The organism is Mesorhizobium delmotii (genome assembly GCF_900149755.1).
In the GTDB taxonomy this organism is placed as follows: Bacteria; Pseudomonadota; Alphaproteobacteria; order Rhizobiales; family Rhizobiaceae; genus Mesorhizobium; species Mesorhizobium delmotii.
The window spans coordinates 404,850-422,792 of the sequence record NZ_FUIG01000013.1 but is presented as its reverse complement, the minus strand read 5'-3'; the positions used below and the strand labels follow the sequence as shown (position 1 = coordinate 422,792).

Annotated in this window: 17 protein-coding genes; 11 read left to right on the top strand and 6 right to left on the bottom strand. The window is 64.1% G+C overall.

Annotation, left to right across the window (positions count from 1 at the left end):
- The first annotated feature begins 71 nt into the window (after nucleotides 1-71).
- On the top strand, nucleotides 72-1,526 hold the full coding sequence (gene xylB / locus BQ8482_RS03535; RefSeq protein WP_123146282.1) for a xylulokinase: 1,455 nt from the start codon (nucleotides 72-74) through the stop codon (nucleotides 1,524-1,526).
- Nucleotides 1,527-1,816: 290 nt separating this feature from the next.
- Here the strand turns inward: xylB and BQ8482_RS03530 are convergent, their stop codons facing one another.
- Entirely contained in the window at nucleotides 1,817-2,179 is a 363-nt protein-coding gene (locus tag BQ8482_RS03530; protein WP_123146281.1) for a nuclear transport factor 2 family protein, read from the bottom strand.
- A 112-nt stretch (nucleotides 2,180-2,291) separates the two neighbouring features.
- Between BQ8482_RS03530 and xylA the strand changes: the two genes are divergently transcribed.
- Both xylA and BQ8482_RS03520 read left to right on the top strand, forming a co-directional pair.
- Nucleotides 2,292-3,617: a xylose isomerase gene (gene xylA / locus BQ8482_RS03525; RefSeq protein ID WP_123146280.1), complete on the top strand. Its 1,326-nt coding sequence runs from the start codon at nucleotides 2,292-2,294 to the stop codon at nucleotides 3,615-3,617.
- Between the two features lie 185 nt (nucleotides 3,618-3,802).
- Entirely contained in the window at nucleotides 3,803-4,012 is a 210-nt protein-coding gene (locus tag BQ8482_RS03520) for a hypothetical protein (protein ID WP_123146279.1), read from the top strand.
- 6 nt (nucleotides 4,013-4,018) lie between these two features.
- Here BQ8482_RS03520 and BQ8482_RS03515 read toward each other — a convergent pair whose 3' ends face one another.
- On the bottom strand, nucleotides 4,019-4,999 hold the full coding sequence (locus BQ8482_RS03515; protein WP_123146278.1) for a GlxA family transcriptional regulator: 981 nt from the start codon (nucleotides 4,997-4,999) through the stop codon (nucleotides 4,019-4,021).
- A 118-nt stretch (nucleotides 5,000-5,117) separates the two neighbouring features.
- Between BQ8482_RS03515 and bcoG the strand changes: the two genes are divergently transcribed.
- The 7 genes from bcoG (at nucleotide 5,118) to BQ8482_RS03475 (ending at nucleotide 12,943) form a co-directional block, all read left to right on the top strand.
- Nucleotides 5,118-6,029 (top strand): 3-dehydrocarnitine:acetyl-CoA trimethylamine transferase BcoG, encoded by a 912-nt coding sequence (gene bcoG / locus BQ8482_RS03510; RefSeq protein ID WP_123147352.1) that lies wholly within the window; start codon nucleotides 5,118-5,120, stop codon nucleotides 6,027-6,029.
- Nucleotides 6,030-6,057: 28 nt separating this feature from the next.
- Nucleotides 6,058-6,687 (top strand): HD domain-containing protein, encoded by a 630-nt coding sequence (locus BQ8482_RS03505; protein ID WP_123146277.1) that lies wholly within the window; start codon nucleotides 6,058-6,060, stop codon nucleotides 6,685-6,687.
- On the top strand, nucleotides 6,684-7,757 hold the full coding sequence (locus tag BQ8482_RS03500) for a 3-hydroxyacyl-CoA dehydrogenase NAD-binding domain-containing protein (RefSeq protein ID WP_123146276.1): 1,074 nt from the start codon (nucleotides 6,684-6,686) through the stop codon (nucleotides 7,755-7,757). The genes BQ8482_RS03505 and BQ8482_RS03500 overlap by 4 nt, the downstream gene beginning before the upstream one ends.
- Before the next feature lie 4 nt (nucleotides 7,758-7,761).
- Nucleotides 7,762-8,925, top strand: a complete 1,164-nt coding sequence (locus tag BQ8482_RS03495; protein ID WP_123146275.1) for an acyl-CoA dehydrogenase family protein — start codon at nucleotides 7,762-7,764, stop codon at nucleotides 8,923-8,925.
- Nucleotides 8,926-8,928: 3 nt separating this feature from the next.
- Nucleotides 8,929-11,007, top strand: a complete 2,079-nt coding sequence (locus BQ8482_RS03490) for an acetate--CoA ligase family protein (protein ID WP_123146274.1) — start codon at nucleotides 8,929-8,931, stop codon at nucleotides 11,005-11,007.
- On the top strand, nucleotides 11,000-11,782 hold the full coding sequence (locus BQ8482_RS03485) for a carnitinyl-CoA dehydratase (RefSeq protein WP_123146273.1): 783 nt from the start codon (nucleotides 11,000-11,002) through the stop codon (nucleotides 11,780-11,782). The genes BQ8482_RS03490 and BQ8482_RS03485 overlap by 8 nt, the downstream gene beginning before the upstream one ends.
- Nucleotides 11,783-12,001: 219 nt before the next feature.
- On the top strand, nucleotides 12,002-12,943 hold the full coding sequence (locus BQ8482_RS03475; protein ID WP_123146272.1) for an alpha/beta hydrolase: 942 nt from the start codon (nucleotides 12,002-12,004) through the stop codon (nucleotides 12,941-12,943).
- Between the two features lie 276 nt (nucleotides 12,944-13,219).
- On the opposite strand, the gene BQ8482_RS03470 is transcribed toward BQ8482_RS03475, so the two are convergent.
- The 4 genes from BQ8482_RS03470 to BQ8482_RS03455 all read right to left on the bottom strand — a co-directional run bounded on the left by BQ8482_RS03470 (nucleotide 13,220) and on the right by BQ8482_RS03455 (nucleotide 16,687).
- The gene (locus BQ8482_RS03470; RefSeq protein ID WP_123146271.1) at nucleotides 13,220-14,206 is read right to left on the bottom strand and encodes a Gfo/Idh/MocA family protein; all 987 of its coding nucleotides are present in this window, start codon (nucleotides 14,204-14,206) and stop codon (nucleotides 13,220-13,222) included.
- 185 nt (nucleotides 14,207-14,391) lie between these two features.
- Nucleotides 14,392-14,967: a YceI family protein gene (locus BQ8482_RS03465; protein WP_123146270.1), complete on the bottom strand. Its 576-nt coding sequence runs from the start codon at nucleotides 14,965-14,967 to the stop codon at nucleotides 14,392-14,394.
- A 71-nt stretch (nucleotides 14,968-15,038) separates the two neighbouring features.
- A complete protein-coding gene (locus tag BQ8482_RS03460; protein WP_123146269.1) occupies nucleotides 15,039-15,617 on the bottom strand; it encodes a cytochrome b in 579 nt (192 codons plus the stop codon).
- Nucleotides 15,618-15,796: 179 nt separating this feature from the next.
- Nucleotides 15,797-16,687, bottom strand: coding sequence for a LysR family transcriptional regulator (locus BQ8482_RS03455; protein ID WP_123146268.1), 891 nt, complete (start codon nucleotides 16,685-16,687; stop codon nucleotides 15,797-15,799).
- 96 nt (nucleotides 16,688-16,783) lie between these two features.
- Between BQ8482_RS03455 and BQ8482_RS03450 the strand changes: the two genes are divergently transcribed.
- Entirely contained in the window at nucleotides 16,784-17,779 is a 996-nt protein-coding gene (locus BQ8482_RS03450) for an aldo/keto reductase (protein WP_123146267.1), read from the top strand.
- Nucleotides 17,780-17,943: the final 164 nt, after the last annotated feature.

Here is a 17,943-nt window from a genome sequence, read left to right as displayed (position 1 = left end):
ATCTTGTCTTAAAAACTGCCAAGTCAGATTTTTTCGAGATCCGAAAAAATTAATGGCATTGGGAGGACATCATGTATCTCGGCCTCGATCTGGGCACGTCGGGCGTCAAGGCGCTTTTGATCGATGCCGGGCAGACGATCATCGGCTCCGGCCACGCGTCGCTCGACGTGTTGCGGCCGCATCCCGGCTGGTCCGAGCAGAACCCCGCCGAGTGGATCCGCGCCTGCGAGGAAGCGATCGCGGAACTCAAGGCTTCCCATCCAGGACAGCTCGCCGCCGTCAAAGGCATAGGCCTCTCCGGCCAGATGCATGGCGCCACCTTGCTCGATGCCGGCGACCAGGTGCTGCGCGCCTGCATCCTGTGGAACGACACGCGCAGCCATGCCGAGGCGGCCAAGCTCGACGCCGATCCGCGCTTCCGCAAGCTCACCGGCAACATCGTCTTCCCCGGTTTTACCGCGCCAAAGCTGGTCTGGGTAAAGAACAACGAGCCTGATATTTTCGGCAAGGTGGCAAAAGTCTTGCTGCCGAAGGATTTCCTGCGGCTCTGGCTTTCCGGCGAACATATTTCGGAAATGTCCGACTCGGCAGGCACGTCCTGGCTCGATGTCGGCAAGCGAGACTGGTCAACCGACCTGCTTTCCGCGACCTCGCTCGATGAAGGGCAGATGCCGTCGCTGGTCGAAGGCACTGAGAAGGCCGGCGCCTTGCGCAGCGAATTGGCCTCGAAATGGGGGATGCAGGCCGGCATCCCGATCGCCGGCGGCGCCGGCGACAATGCGGCCTCGGCCTGCGGCATGGGCACGGTCGCAGCCGGCCAGGCCTTCGTCTCGCTTGGCACGTCAGGCGTGCTGTTCGCCGCCAATGCGTCTTATCTGCCAAACCCGGAAAGCGCGGTGCACACGTTCTGCCACGCGCTGCCCGACACCTGGCACCAGATGGGCGTCATCCTGTCGGCAACCGATTCGCTCAACTGGCTGTCGGAGATATCAGGGAAAGGCGCCGGCGAGCTGACCGCCGAGCTCGGCGATACGCTGAAGGCGCCGACCGGCGTGTCCTTCCTGCCCTATCTCTCCGGCGAGCGCACGCCCCACAATGATTCGGCCATTCGCGGCTCGTTTACTGGGCTTGCGCATGAATCGAGCCGCGCCGTGTTGACCCAGGCCGTGCTGGAGGGCGTGGCTTTCGCCTTCCGCGACAGTCTCGAAGCCCTGGCCAAGGCCGGTACGACGCTGACGCGGGTGACGGCTATCGGCGGCGGCTCGCGCTCGCGCTACTGGCTAAAGGCAATCGCCACCGCGCTCGGCCTGCCCGTTGACATCCCGGCCGACGGCGATTTCGGCGCTGCCTTCGGTGCGGCCCGACTCGGCATGATCGCGGCGACGGGCGCCGATCCGCTTAGAGTGTGCACGGCGCCGGCCACCGATGCCACCATCGAACCGGTCGCCGCGCTAAGCAACGCCTATGCGGATGCTTATCAGCGCTACCGCTTGCTTTACCCAGCCATCAAGGCTGCGACCGCATGAGCGAGGGTTTAGCCCCCTCTGGCCTGCCGGCCATCTCTCCCTCAAGGGTATGGCTATGGCTTTTAGGCAAGCGCCCCCTCACCCGGATTGCCAACCGAATTGCGAAGAGCAATTCGGGGCAATCCGACCTCTCCCCGGGGGGAGAGGAGATCGCCGACCTTGGCGCCAGCCTCTTCTCCCCAGCGGGGAGAAGGTGGCCGCGAAGCGGCCGGATGAGGGGGCTGCCCTTGAGGGGGAGATGGCCGGCAGGCCAGAGGGGGGTGTGTCGCCCCCGCCTCGCCACGAAGTCTTCACTGTGCCGGAACCTTGTCGAGAAAGCCGGTGACGATTTTCAGGCGGCCATTCTCGATGACACCGATGTCGGTGCCTTCGATGACGGAATCCGTGCCATCCGGCCCGAGATTCCACGAGAAGCGGATCGTGTCGCCAAACCCGTCCGGCTTGCCCTTCAGCGAGAACCGGAAGCCGGCAAAACGCTGCTGAACGCCGTCGATCAGTGCGGCGACGCCATCATGGCCGTCGCCCTGCATGATCGGGTCACGATAGCTGACGTCTTCGGTGAAGGTCGCCTTGAGCAAGGCAGTCCGGCGCGCGGCCTCGCTCTCGTTCCAAGCGGCGATGTAGTTTTCGGCGATCGTGTTGAGGTCGGTCATGGTCTGTCTCCGTTGTTGATTGCTTTGACATGATCCTTTTCATCCAGCGCCAGCGCGAAACCAATTACGCCTGAGGTAATCAGGACAGAACCATGCGAGAGGAAAGACAATCATGACCAGCGGCTTTTTCGGCGACATCCAGAAGATCAAATATGAGGGGCCGGATTCGACCAATCCGCTGGCCTACCGCTTCTACAATCCCGATGAAATTGTCGCCGGCAAGCGGCTGGAAGACCATCTGCGCTTTGCCGTCGCCTACTGGCATTCGTTCGCCTGGCCGGGCGGAGATCCGTTCGGCGGCCAGACTTTCGATCGGCCGTGGTTTGCCAAGGCTGGCGGCACCGACACGATGGAACTGGCCAAGCTCAAGGCCGATGTCGCCTTCGAGATGTTTGCGCTGCTCGGCGCACCCTACTTCTGCTTCCACGATGCCGATGTGCGGCCGGAAGGAAAAGATTTTTCCGAAAGTGCCGCGCGCCTCGACGAGATCTCAGATTATTTTGCGACGAAGATGAAGCAGACCGGCGTCAAGCTGCTTTGGGGCACGGCCAACCTGTTCTCCAACCGCCGCTTCATGTCGGGCGCCGCCACCAATCCCGACCCGGATGTGTTTGCCTATGCGGCAGCGACGGTGAAGCACTGCATCGACGTCACCAAGCGGCTGAAGGGCGAGAATTATGTGCTGTGGGGCGGACGCGAGGGCTATGAGACGCTGCTCAACACCGACCTTGCCCGCGAGCAGGAGCAGGCCGGTCGCTTCCTCAACCTGGTCGTCGACTACAAGCACCGGATCGGCTTCAAGGGCACCATCCTGATCGAGCCGAAGCCGCAGGAGCCGACAAAGCACCAGTACGACTATGACGTCGCCACGGTCTACGGCTTCCTGAAACGCTTCGGCTTGGAGAAGGAGGTCAAGCTCAACATCGAGCAGGGCCATGCGATCCTGGCCGGCCATTCCTTCGAGCATGAGCTGGCGCTGGCCAATGCGCTCGGCATCTTCGGCTCGATCGACATGAACCGCAACGACTACCAGTCGGGCTGGGACACCGACCAGTTCCCCAACAACGTGCCGGAGATGGCGCTTGCCTATTACCAGGTCTTGCAGGCCGGCGGCTTCAAGTCCGGCGGCACCAATTTCGATGCCAAGCTGCGCCGGCAATCGCTCGATCCGCAGGATCTGCTGATTGGCCATATCGGCGGCATGGATTGCTGTGCACGCGGCCTCAAGGCCGCCGCCCGCATGGTCGAGGACAAGGCGCTATCCGCCCCGCTGGCCGAGCGCTATGCCGGCTGGAACTCCGCCGAGGCCAAGGCGATGCTTGCCGGCAAGCGGACGCTGGAGGAGATCGCCGAGCGCGTCGTCAAGAAGAAGATCGAGCCGCAGCCCAGATCCGGCCGCCAGGAACTGCTCGAGAATATCGTCAACCGGTACGTCTGAGGTGTCGCACCGGCGGGTCTTTGACCGATCCACCTACCCGGAACAGCTTTGCGCGAAGGCGGAACCGATGACAAGGTTTTGCCTCGCACCGCCCCTCAATCGCCTCGCTCTTGCCTTCAAACAGCCGTCACGAATCCGGTATAGTGTGGTTCGTGGCGGGAACAGAAAGAAGGAGGCGAAACGATATGCAGCACGAACGCGAAATCGACGCCCTGCTCTCATCTGGCGAGGCGGGATCGATCATCGACCGGCTGATGGCGCTGCCGCATCCGAAACATGGTGCGCGGAGTGCAAACGAATGGGATCGCGCGGTCGCCAGCCGCTTTGAGACCCATCTTGCGAGACAGATGCGCTCGCAGATCGACGGCAAAGGCGACCGCAAGGACGCTGCCTAATCCCGACTATCCCCTACGCAGCCTGACCGGCGCTTCGCCGAAAGCTCTGGAAAACGCCCTGGAAAATGCCGCGGCGGACGAGAACCCTGTTCGCCCGGCAATGTCGGCCATGGCCACGCGCGTGTCGACCACCAGCCGGCGCGCGGCACCCAGCCGCAGCCTGAGATAATAAGCGCCCGGCGTCTCGCCGATCGACTTGCGAAAGATGCTTTCAAGCGTTCGCGCCGTCACCCCGGCGCGCTTCGCCACCGCGGCGATGGTCAGCGGCTGGTCGACATGCGCTTCCATCAGCCGGATGGCTTGCGCCAGCCGCGGATCGTAGCCGTCGAGGCGGCCGAGCGAGACCAGCGGCTGCGCGTCGGTCGCCGCCCGCGCCTGGTCGTAGATGAAGACACTTGCCACATCGAGCGCGACGGCCATGCCGAGCCGCGTGCGGATCAGATGCAGCATTAGGTCGAAGGTCGGCGAGGCGCCGCCCGAAGTGAAGACCGGCCCGTCGATGACGTAGCGGTCAGGGCGTACATCGACGCCTGGAAAGGCCGACGAGAAATCCTCCATGTCCTCCCAATGCGTGGTGGCGCTGCGCCCTTCCAGCAGGCCGGCGCGGGCCACAAGCCAGGTGCCGGCTTCGACGCCGCCGCAGGCGCGCGCGGCGCGCGCCGCCCGGCGCAAGCCGGAAAGCAGGGCCGATGTGGCATAGTTCTGCGTGCCGAAGCCGGCGACCACGACAAGCATATCGGCTGTATCCGCCGCATCGAAGCGGCCGCTGACCGCAACCGGCAGGCCGCATGTGGTGATTGGTGCTTCGCCGGTCACCGAAACCAGCCTGAAATCGAACAGCGTCTCGCCGGCAATACGGTTGGCGGCGCGCAGCGGATCGACGGTCGATGCCACGCACATGATCGACGAACCGGAAAACACCAGCAGCGTCACCTTGAGCGGCGAGCGCTCGGCGCGAAAGATCGAAGGCTTTTCGTTTTTCATCATATGGTCTTCGTAAAACGCAAAACAGTTTCCGGCAAGTCAGGCATTGTTGCCATCTGTTCGATCGGGCCCATTTGGGGCCATGTTGGTCGAGACCGTCTGTGCCGATTGGGAGAGTCCGATGCCACTTGCAATGAACCGTGAGGTTTTCATTACCTGTGCCGTGACCGGGTCCGGCAGCTCGCAAGACCGCAGCCCGCATGTGCCGCGTTCACCCAAGCAGATCGCCGATTCGGCCATCGATGCGGCAAAGGCGGGTGCGGCGATCGTCCACTGCCACGTGCGCGATCCCGAAACCGGCAAGCCGCGCCGCGACGTGCACCTTTATCGCGAAGTAACTGAGCGCATCCGCGCGGCAGACGTCGACGTGGTGCTGAACCTGACCGCCGGCATGGGCGGCGATATGGTGTTCGGTTCGCCGGAAAACCCGCTGCCGCTGAACGAGAAAGCCACCGATATGGGTGGCGCCACCAACCGTGTGGAACATGTGCGCCAGTGCCTGCCGGAGATCTGCACGCTCGACTGCGGGACGATGAATTTCGCCGAAGCCGACTATGTTATGACCAACACGCCCGGCATGCTGCGCGCCATGGGCGCCATGATGACGGCGCTCGGCGTCAAGCCGGAGATCGAGGCCTTCGACACCGGCCATCTGTGGTTTGCCAAGCAGTTGGTCGAGGAAAAGGTACTGGATCCGGACGCGCTCGTGCAATTGTGCATGGGCGTGCCATGGGGCGCGCCTGATGATCTCAACACCTTCATGGCCATGGTCAACAACGTGCCGTCGAACTGGAATTGGTCGGCGTTTTCTATCGGCCGCAACCAGATGGCCTACGCCGCCGCCGCGGTGCTGGCCGGCGGCAATGTCCGCGTCGGGCTCGAGGACAATCTCTGGCTCGACAAGGGCGTGCTGGCGACCAATGCGCAGCTGGTCGAGCGGGCGGTCAGCATCGTGTCGAACATGGGCGCAAGGGTCATCGGCCCGGATGAGGTGCGCAAGAAGCTCAACCTGACGAAGCGCGCGCCGCTTTGAACAAGCGATCGGTAGGGAGGAGCTGCCGATGAAGACCGTGAAATTCACCGCGATGAAGGACGGCGACCGCGACGATTACGCCTTCCTCACCGAGCACGAGATCGACTATGCGGCGAAGACCGGCGAACGGCTGCTTGACGCGCTTGTCCAACTCGACGAAGGCCTGTCCGGCTACAAGATCACCCGGCTCGGTCATTCGCTGCAGACGGCGACGCGCGCATGGCGCGATGGCGCCGACACCGACTGGCTCGCCTGCGCGTTGCTGCACGACATCGGCGACATCTACGCACCGTACAATCACGACGAATATGCAGCTTCGATCCTAAAACCTTTCGTGCGCGAGCAGTGCACCTGGGTGGTGGAAAAGCACGGCGACTTCCAGCGCCTCTATTATGCCCATCATCTCGGCGGCAATCCCCATGCGCGCGACCGTTTCGCCGGCCACCTTTATTTCGACGATTGCGACCAGTTCTGCGAGCGCTGGGACCAGTCGAGCTTCGATCCGGATTACGAGACGTTGCCGATCGACTTCTTCCGGCCCTTCGTGCTCGAAGTGTTCGCGCGCAGAGCCTATGACGCCACAGTGATCCGTGCCGGCGAACGCGTGCCCCTCATCGATTCCAAAGTAGCCAGGACAAGAACCGGAGCCTCCGCATGAGCATCATCACCAAGGCGGCCGCCATCGGCGGCGGCGTCATCGGCGCCGGCTGGGTCGCGCGCCTGCTCTTGAACGGCATCGACGTGTCGATCTTCGATCCCGATCCCGACGCCGCGCGCAAGGTCGGCGAGGTGATGAAAGGCGCGCGCCGCGCCTACAAGCAGATGCTGCCCGGCGGCGTGCCAAAAGAGGGCAAACTGACCTTTGCCAAGACCATCGCCGATGCCGTGGCCGACGCCGATTTCATCCAGGAAAGCGTGCCGGAACGGCTCGACCTGAAACACCGCGTGCTGGCCGAGATCGACCTTTATGCGCCGGCCAACGCCATTGTCGGCTCCTCGACCTCCGGCATCAAGCCGACCGACATGCAGGTGGCGATGAAGGAGCATCCGGAGCGGCTGGTCGTCGGCCATCCGTTCAACCCGGTCTATCTCTTGCCTCTGGTCGAGGTCGTCGGCGGCGAACAGACCTTCCCCGAGGCCATCGAGGTCGCCAAGGAGATGTACGCCTCGATCGGCATGAAGCCGGTGGTCATCCGCAAGGAGATCGAGGCTTTTGTCGGCGACCGCCTGCTGGAGGCGGCATGGCGCGAGGCGCTGTGGCTGATAAAAGACGGCATCTGCACGGTCGAGGAACTCGACGACATCATGCGCTATGGCTTCGGCTTGCGCTGGGCGCAGATGGGCATGTTCCAGGTCTATCGCGTCGCCGGCGGCGAGGCCGGCATGCGCCATTTCATGGCGCAGTTTGGGCCATGCCTGAAATGGCCATGGACCAAGCTGATGGATGTGCCGGAGTTCAACGACGAGCTGGTCGACCTGATCGCCACCCAGTCGGACGACCAGGCACATGGCCTGTCAATCCGCGAGCTCGAAAAGATCCGCGACGACAATCTGGTCGCGATCATGGAGGCGCTGTCGAAGCAGAATAAAGGCAAGGGTTGGGGCGCCGGCGCCTTGCACAAGGACTATACGAAGCAGCTCGCCAAGCTTGCGGCGAAGAAGCCCGCTACTTCCAAGGCGGCCGAAAAGGCCAAGGCTGAAAAGCCGAAGAATAAGAAGAAAGGCTGAGGCCATGGATTTTGGTCTTTCGGAAGAACAGAAACTCATCGTCGAGACGACGCGCGCCTTCGTCGAGAACGAGCTGTATCCGCACGAGCGCGAGGTCGAGCGCACCGGCGTACTGCGCCGCGAACTGATCGAGGAGATCAAGGCCAAGGCAATCGAAGCCGGGCTCTATGCCGCCAACATGCCAACGGAAGTCGGGGGCGCCGGGCTCAATACGGTGACCTGGCTGCTTTACGAAAAAGAGCTCGGCCGCGCCAATTACGCGCTGCATTGGACCTGCGTGGCGCGGCCTTCCAACATCCTTCTGGCCGGCACGCCGGAGCAGCGCGAGAAATATCTCTATCCCTGCATTCGCGGCGAGAAATGGGATTGCCTGGCGATGACCGAGCCGGGCGCCGGCTCCGATCTGCGCGGCATGAAGGCGACCGCCGTGCAGGATGGCGACGACTGGGTGCTGAACGGCACCAAACACTTCATCAGCCATGCCGATCTTGCCGATTTCGCCATCGTCTTCATGGCCTCGGGAGAGGAAGAGTCTTCGCGTGGAAAACGCAAGAAGATCACCGCGTTCTTCGTCGACAAGGGCACCAAGGGTTTTACGGTGCGTGACGGCTACCGCAACGTCTCGCACCGCGGCTACACCAATGCCATCCTCGAATTCGACGAATGCCGGCTGCCCGGAGCCCAGGTTCTCGGCGAGGTCCACAAGGGTTTCGACGTCGCCAATTCGTGGCTTGGCGCAACCCGCCTGCAGGTCGGCGCGACCTGTCTCGGCCGGGCCGAGCGGGCGCTTGGTCACGCCGTCGAATATGCCGCGCAGCGCCAGCAGTTCGGCCAGCAGATCGGCAAGTTCCAGGGCGTGTCGTTCAAGCTCGCCGACATGGCGACCGAACTGAAGGCCGCCGACCTGATGGTGTTCGAAGCCGGCTGGAAGTACGATCAGGGCACCGTCACCGATCAGGACATGGCCATGGCCAAGCTGAAGGCCACAGAAATGCTTGCCTTCGTCGCCGACGAGGCGATCCAGATCCATGGCGGCATGGGGCTGATGGACGATCTGCCGCTGGAGCGCATCTGGCGCGACGCCCGCGTCGAGCGCATCTGGGAAGGCACTTCGGAAATCCAGCGCCACATCATTTCACGGGCGCTGCTGCGCCCGTTCGGCGGCTGAACAATGCACAGGCTTGAACGTCTTCTGCGCCCGAAATCGATCGCCGTCTTCGGCGGCGCGCAGGCCGCCGCCGTCGTCGCGCAGTCGATCAAAATGGGCTTTGCCGGCGAGATCTGGCCGGTGCACCCGAGCAAAGACGAAGTCGCCGGCCGCAAGGCCTACCGTTCGGTAGCCGATCTACCCGGCGCCCCCGACGCCGCCTTTGTCGGCGTCAACCGGCATCTGACCATCGAGGTGGTCAAGGCGCTGGCCGAACGCGGCGCCGGCGGCGCCATCTGCTTTGCCGCCGGCTTCCTCGAGACCGAGGCCTATGACGAGGACGGCGAGCGGCTGCAGGCCGAGTTGGTCGCGGCGGCGGGCCAGATGCCGATCATCGGACCGAACTGCTACGGCCTGATCAACTATGCCGACGGCGCGCTGCTGTGGCCCGATCAGCACGGCGGCATCAGGCTGGCCGAGGGCGGCCGCGGCGTCGCCATCATCACCCAGTCGTCGAATATCGCCATCAATATGACGATGCAGAAGCGCGGCCTGCCGATCGCCTTTCTGATGACCGCCGGCAACCAGGCGCAGACCGGCCTTTCCGAAATGGCGCTCGGCCTGATCGAGGACGACCGCGTCACTTCGCTCGGCCTGCACATCGAGGCCTTCGATTCGGTAGCCGGGTTCGAAAGGCTGGCTGCACGTGCGCGGGAGCTGAAGAAACCGATCATCGCCATGAAGGTCGGCCGCTCCGAGCAGGCGCGGCAGGCGACGGTGTCGCACACTGCATCGCTGGCCGGGTCGGATGCCGCCTCGGGCGCCTTCCTGAAGCGGCTCGGCATCGCCCGCGTCGATTCGATCCCGGCCTTCATCGAGGCGCTCAAGCTGCTGCACGTCACCGGCCCCCTGCCCGGCTATCGGCTGTCGTCGATGAGCTGTTCGGGCGGCGAGGCGTCTGTGATGGCCGACAGCGCCGAAGGCCGCTGGGTGAACTTTCCGGCGTTGACCGATACGCACCGCGCCCACGTCAAATCGACGCTCGGGCCGCTGGTTGCGGTGGCCAACCCGCTCGACTACCACACATTTATCTGGAACAACGAGCCGGCGATGACCGCCACCTTCACCGCCATGGTGTCGGGCGGTTTCGATCTCAACATGCTGGTGCTCGATTTCCCGCGCCCCGACCGCTGCTCGGACACCGACTGGTGGGCGACGCTGCGTGCCTTCGAATCGGCGCTGAAGACCAACAAGGCGCAGGGCGCGATCGTCTCGTCGCTGCCGGAGAACCTGCCCGAGGAATACACCGCCGGCCTGATGGCACGCGGCATGGTGCCGTTGTTCGGCATTTCCGAAGCCATGGACGCCGCCCAGGCGGCAGCCTTCATCGGCTGGGCCTGGCGCGAGCCGCAGGCGCAGCCGATCGACACCTCCGCTTCCGGGGCGCCGGCCGGCGACCATGTCACGCCTGATGAAGCCGAGGCGAAAGCGCGGCTGATCGAGGCCGGGCTCCCCGTGCCCAGGGGCGAACGCGCCGGCAATGCAGTTGAAGCTGTCATCTCCTCGATGGCGCTCGGCTTCCCGGTGGCGCTGAAGGCTTTGGGCGTCACCCATAAATCCGAGCTCGGCGCGGTGCGGCTCAACCTCAGGGATGCCGAATCCGTCAGCACCGCCGCTCATGATCTCGCCCCACTCGGCACCGGCCTCTATGTCGAGCGCATGGTGCGCGACGGCGTCGCCGAACTGCTCGTCGGCTTCACCCGCGACCCGATGTTCGGCGCGGTGATGACGCTGGGCACCGGTGGCGTGCTGGTCGAGCTGCTGCGCGACAGCGTGACGCTGATGCTGCCGGCAACCCGCGACGACATCGAGGCGGCGCTGCGCGGGCTCAAATTGTTCCCGCTGCTCGAAGGCTATCGCGGCCGGCCCAGGGCCGATGTCGCGGCGGCCATCGATGCGATATCAGGCATCGCTGCCTTCGTGCAGCAAAATGCCGGCGAGATCGAGGAGCTCGACATCAACCCGCTGATCGTCTGCACCGAGGGCAATGGCGCCTGGATCGCCGACGCGCTGCTGGTGCTGGGAGAGAACAAGAATGTCTGACGTCATCACCACCCGCCGCGAGGGCACCATCCTCGAAGTCGTGCTCGACCGGCCCAAGGCCAATGCCATCGACCTGAAAACGTCGCGGCTGATGGGCGAGACGTTCAAGGCGTTCCGCGACGATCCGGATCTGCGAGTCGCCATCGTCAAGACCGCCGGCGACAAGTTCTTCTGCGCCGGCTGGGACCTCAAGGCCGCGGCCGGTGGCGATGCGGTCGACGGCGACTATGGCGTCGGCGGGTTCGGCGGACTGCAGGAATTGCGCGACCTCAACAAGCCGGTCATCGCCTGCGTCAACGGCATGGCGGTCGGCGGCGGCTTCGAGCTGGCGCTGTCCTGCGACCTTATCTACGCGTCGGATCATTCCTCCTTCGCGCTGCCGGAAATCCGCGCCGGTACGCTGGCCGACGCGGCAACGATCAAGCTGCCGAAACGCATCCCCTATCATGTCGCCATGGACCTTTTGCTCACCGGCCGCTGGATGGATGTCGCAGAGGCGCATCGCTGGGGCCTGGTCAACGAGGTGCTGTCCAAGGAGAGGCTCGAGGACCGCGTCTGGGAGATCGCCCGGCTGCTCGCCGGCGGCCCGCCGCTGGTCTTCGCCGCGATCAAGGAGACGGCGCGTGTCGCCGAATCGCTCACCTTCCAGGACGCGATGAACCGGGTGACGCGCCGCCAGTTGCCGACGGTTGACGCACTGTACGGCTCGGAGGACAATCTTGAGGGCTTTCGCGCCTTTGCCGAAAAGCGCGAGCCGGTGTGGAAGGGGAAATGATACTGCGGAGATGATGGCGTTTCTTCCCACCCCCCTCTGCCCTGCCGGCCATCTCCCCCGCAAGGGGGGAGATTGGCAGCTTCGGCCCATCCGCCCTTCCTGCCGCGCTGGAGATTGGCGAAAGCCGACGCGACATCCGATCTCCCCCCTTGAGGGGGAGATGGCCGGCAGGGCAGAGGGGGGTGGGAAGGCTCAACCTTGGCAGCCCATCCGGCTCCCATGACCGACTACAAAAAACTCATAGACGCCGAGACATGGGCCTTCATCGAGCGGACCAATTCCTACTATCCGTCGGATACGATCGACTACACGATCGCCCAGCAGCGTCCGATCTACGACCGGATGTGCCGCGAGTTCTTTGCCGGCTATCCCCAAGGCGTGACGGCTGAAACCACCGTCATTGCCGCGCCCGCGCACGACGTCCTGATCCGCATTTATCGCAGCGCGGCGCCGAACGCCTCTGCGATGGTGCTCTATGTCCATGGCGGCGGTTTCATCCTCGGCGGACTCGATAGCCATGACGATGTCTGCGCCGAGCTTTGCGCTCGCACCGGCTATGAAGTGGTTTCGGTCGACTATCGGCTGGCACCCGAGCATCTGCATCCGGCCGCCTTCGACGACGTGATGGGCGCCTTCGAATGGGCCACCTCAACCTACGAATGCCCCGTCCTGCTTTGCGGCGACAGCGCCGGCGGCAATCTCTGCGCCTCCGTCAGCCATGCGACGCGCGGCCACGCGCGAAGGCCGATCGGCCAAATGCTGATCTATCCCGGCCTCGGCGGCGACCGCTCGCAAGGATCCTATGTGACCCATGCCGAGGCGCCGATGCTGACGGTGCGCGACCTCAATTTCTACAAGGATATCAGGACCGGCGGCGAGGACCGCACTGGCGACCTCACTCTGTGGCCGCTTGCCGACGCCGATTTTGCCAATCTGCCGCCGACCGTGGTGATCACCGCGCAATGCGACCCGCTGTCGTCAGACGGCGAGGCCTATCGCGACCGCGTCGTTGCGGCAGACGGCCACGCCTTCTGGTTCGAAGAGCCGGGGCTGGTGCATGGTTATCTCAGAGCCCGGCATACGGTCGGCCGCGCGCGCTCGAGCTTTACCCGGATCGTCCACGCGGTAGCGGTTCTGGGACGCGGCGAGTGGATCTGGTAAGGGGTCTAGCCCACCCCGCGTGACGCCGCGCGGCCGGCGCTGCGGCCCGGAAAAGATGCAGCCGCCGAGAAACGTGCCTTCCAGCGCCGCGTACCATGAGCGAATCGACGAGGAAGATGCCGCCGAGCGACTGGCCCGGCTCCTGGTCGACGACGACGATCTTCTAGCCGGCCTCAGTCAGTTCGACGAGGCCGGCAAGCCCGGCGCGACAATGATCACATCGGCATCGTCAGCCATTCTGTTCTCCCCGGCTCTCCTCCTGGCTTTGACGAATTATCAGACCGCCTCCCAGCCTTCCTTCTCGCCGGCGCGGAAAATGGCGTCGATGACCTTCTGGTTGAGCACCGATTCCTCCAGCGTAAAGACGCGGTCCGTGCCGCCCTGTGCCGCCCGCGCGAACGCCTCGACCTCCAGCCGGTATTGCTGCATCCCGGGGAAGCGGAACACTTGCGCCTCGCTATGGTTCTGGTTGTGCAGCTCGACGCGATGGTGGTCATAGATTCCGGCGTTGAACGGCGAAAGCACCTCGATGAAACCCTTCTCGCCGTGGAATACCATCACCTGCCGCGCCGCCATCTGCGTCGACAGATAGAATGACAATTCGAAGTCGCCGAAATCGGCGCGGATCGAAGAATAGATGTCGGTGCCGAACGTCTTGTCGCGCTCGATCGTCGCCTGGACGCGCAGCGGCTCCTTGCCCGTCGAAAAGCGCGTCGACACCGTCGGGTAGACGCCAATGTCGGGCAGCGCGCCTCCGCCGAGGTCGAGCTGGTTGCGCATGTTCTTGGGATCGACATTGTAGTAGGAAAACGCGCCCTGCACATGGCGCAGCCGGCCGATGGCGCCGTTGGCGATCAGCTCGCGAACTTTGATCCACTGCGGGTGGTAGACGACCATGAAGGCTTCGCAGACGAGCACGTTTTTGGCGTCGCGCAGCTTTATCAGCGGCGGAATGTCCTTGGCATCGAGCGCCAGCGGCTTCTCGACCAGAACATGCTTGCCGGCCTCGATCGCCTTGGCGGTCCATTCGACATGCTGCGCGGTCGGCAGCGGGATGTAGACGCCGTCGACGTCCCTGGATGCGAGCAGCTCGCTATAGGAACCGAAGGCATGGGGCGCGCCGAAACGGTCGGCCAGGGCGCGGGCTTTCGACAGGTCGCGGCTGGCGATCGCCGACAGTACACCGTTCTCCGCCTCGACCATTGCAGGCAAAAGATGCTCGCGGCCGATCTTGGCCGTCGACAAAACACCCCATCGGAACATCAGGCTTCTCCCTCTTTAGATTGCAGGCGTCGAGGTTTGCCTGAAATCGGCAAAAAAGCCAATGAGAAGCATGTCAGCGAGCAAGGCGATCGTCTGCGGCTTTTCGGATGCCGGCGCTGCCCTCCGCAGAGCTTGGATTCCTCGCCCCAGGAAGTGGGGGGCGAGGAACCCAGGTCCTGCAAAGGCTATCCCCTTCTACCTGTAAGCGTCATGTCGAAGTCGACGACGTTCGAATAGATCGGCGTGCCGACATCCATGCCGTAGCGCGACCGCAGCACCTTGCCGGTGACATGGAATTTTATCGTGCCTGCCTTGAGACCGGCGAGCTCGGCCGTGAACTTCTCCGAAAAAGTCTTGCCGCGCGCCGTCAGCCGACCGGTGACGAGGGCTGACGTCTCGCCGATGCGTCTCACGCTGGTCGAGCGGAACTGGATTTCCGGGTTGTTGGCGGCGTCGAACACCGCGTCGGAGCGAAGGAAGGCGTCGACGCGGCCCTGGCCGGTGCCGACGCTTTCGGGAAAGATGGTGATATTGACACGGGAGCGCCTGACATCGCTGTTGTCGATGCGGATCGAGCCCTTGAAGCGGGCGAAGGCGCCGGCGAGCCCGCCGCCGCCGGCCTTGCCGACCGAGAAACGGATGCTGGAGCCGGCCGGGCTGATCGTGTAGCTGCCGGCAGCGTCGCTGAGTGCTACCGCCGCGAAAACAGGCATGGCAAGGCACGTGGCGACCGCTGCAAATCCGAAGATGCGCGCAACCATGGGCGTGATCCTTTTCCTGCAGGCAACGCTTCTCTAGCGCCCTCGCCCTATCAACGAATGAGCCGCCTGCTCTATTCCGCGCTGTGATCCGACGAAGGCCTGATCATGCGCGTCAGCACCGCGTCCTTAAGCCAGAAATGATGGCGCAGCGCCGCGACGATATGCAGGGCGACAAGCCCGATGCCGGCATAGGCAAGGTACCAATGCGCCGAGGTCCAGAAGCTTTCCGCCGTGTCCGATTCCGCGAGTGGCAGGTCCGGCATGACGAACAGGTTGAACGGCACGCTCGGTATCTCCAGCATCGACACTGATACCAGTGCCCAGCCGGACAGAGGCAGCGCAAGCTGAAACACGTAGAGCGCAAAATGGACGAGCGGCGCCACGCGGCGCTCTAACGGCCCGACCGAGCGCGGCAGCGCCGGCACCGCATTGCCGAGCCGCCAGGCAATGCGCAGGATCACCAGCCCGAGCACCAGAAAACCCAGGGATTTGTGCAGCTGGATCAGCTCGAAGGCGGTGCGCTGGCTGGACACCCGCATCATAACAAAGCCGAGCACGAACTGGCCGATGAAGATCGCCGCGATCAGCCAGTGGAGGACGATCGCCGCCCAGCCGTAGCGGGTCGTGCTGTTTGTGATCCATGCCGGCATGGGAAGTGAACGAATGCCGGGCCCGCCTTCTTCCACCCTCCCCTGGAGGGTCGCGCAGCAAATGCCGCCAAAGCAGCTTTTGCGAAGCGGGGTCTCGTAGCGCGCTACCCCCACCCCGGCTCGCAGCCTCCGCTTCGCTCCGACCGCGAGCCGACCCTCCCAACAAGGGGGAGGGTGGCTTACCCGCTCATCTTGAAGAAATTGACGAAGGCTCGCAGCGCCGGCCGCATCTGGCGGCGGCTCGGATAGTAGACGAAGAAACCGTCGAAGGGCGGGCACCATTCCTCCAGCACGCGAATGAGCTTGCCGGCGGCAATGGCATCGCGAACATAATCCTCGAACACGAAGGCAAGGCCGGCGCCGTCGATCGCCGCATTGGCGATCATATGGTCCTCGTCGAGGATCAGCGGCCCTTGCACCGCCAGCTCGATCTCCTCGCCGTCCGTCTCGAATTCCCAGCGGTAGAGGATGCCGCTGGAGAAGCGGAAGCGGAGGCAACGGTGACCGGCAAGATCGTGCGGATGGCGCGGCCTGGGCATGGTCGCGAAATAGGATGGCGCGCCGACGACGGCGCCGCGAAGGTTTGGACCGATGCGCACAGCGATCATGTCGCGCTGCAGGCTCTCGCCGAGCCGGACGCCGGCGTCGAAGCCGCCTTCGACCACATCGGTGAAGCGGTCTTCGATGAGAATCTCCAGCACGATGTCGGGATAGGCAGATGCAAAGGCACCGAGGCGCGGCGTCAGCGCCAGGTGGGCGGCGGTGCGCGGCACGGTCAGCCTGAGGTTGCCGGCCGGCCGGTCGCGCGCCTCGAGCGCCGATTCCAGCGCCAGATCGATCTCCGACAGCGCCGGCCTCAGCCGCTCGAGCAGCTGCGCGCCTTCCTCAGTCGGGGCGACGCTGCGCGTGCTGCGGGCCAGGAGCCGCACGCCAAGACGCGCTTCCAGGCTGGAAACCGCGTGGCTGACCGCCGATGGCGCGATGGCGAGCTCCCTGGCCGCGCCGCGAAAGCTGCCGCACTGGGCGACGGTAGCCAGCACTGCGAGTTGGGAAAGATGAGTTCGCTTCATTGATCTATTTCTTGGAACAGCCCGTGCAAATGAGAGCCGATTATCGAACGCGGCGCAAGGCGCTATCTCTGCCGCATCACAACAAGGAGACGCGTGATGCAAACCCGCAAGCTTGGAAATGAACTTGACGTCTATCCGGTCGGCCTCGGCTGCATGGGGATGAGCTTCGGCTATGGCGGCCAGCCGGAGGTGGACGCGATCGCGACGCTGCGCCGCGCCGTCGATATCGGCGTCAATTTCTTCGACACGGCCGAAGTCTATGGCCCCTACGAGAATGAGATCCTGCTCGGCAAGGCGTTGAAGCCGGTGCGCGATAAGGTGACGATCGCCACCAAATTCGGCTTCAAGATTCTTGAAGAAGGCAATAGTGTCGAGCGCATGGCAGGCGTTGACAGCCGTCCCGAACACGTCAAAGCGGTCGCCGAAGCCTCATTGAAGCGGCTGGGCACCGAGGTGATCGACCTGTACTACCAGCATCGCGTCGATCCCAATGTGCCGATCGAGGATACGGTTGGCGCCATGGCCGAGCTGGTGCGCGAAGGCAAGGTGCGCGCGCTCGGCCTGTCGGAAGCGAGTGCGGCGACCATTCGCCGGGCGCATGCCGTGCATCCGATATCGGCCGTACAAAGCGAATATTCGCTGTGGAGCCGCGATCCGGAAGAAGAGGTGTTTGCCGTCTGCCGCGAACTCGGCATCGGCTTTGTTCCCTACAGCCCGCTCGGTCGCGGCCTGCTGACCGGCACGATCGCCAAGCCCGAGGTGCTCGGAGCCGACGACTGGCGGCGTGGACTACCGCGCTTCCAGGCCGACGCCATGGCGGCCAATGCGGCTGTTATCGCGACGCTGGAGACAATGGCGGCGGAGAAGGGCGTCGCGCCGGCGCAACTGGCGCTCGCCTGGGTGCTGCATCAGGGCGATTTCATCGTACCGATCCCCGGCGCGCGAAAAATTCGCCATCTGGAACAAAATGCGGCAGCGGCACAGATTGCGCTGAGCCAGGCGGAAGTGGCGGCGATTGGCGACGCCCTGTCGCCGGAGAAGGTGGTCGGCAAGCGCTACACCGAAGAGCTGCTGGCGCTGGTCAACGGGTGAACGGTGATCGACGGAGTAATCGAAACGGGGCGTTTCGGCGCCCCTTTTCGAGCGCCGCGCGATGCAAAAATAATTGCGAGATGTGGGCGCGAGACACCCCCCTCTGTCCTGCCAACTTCCGCGGAGATAGGCTCACCACGGCACAGCAGTGATCGCCATGTGCC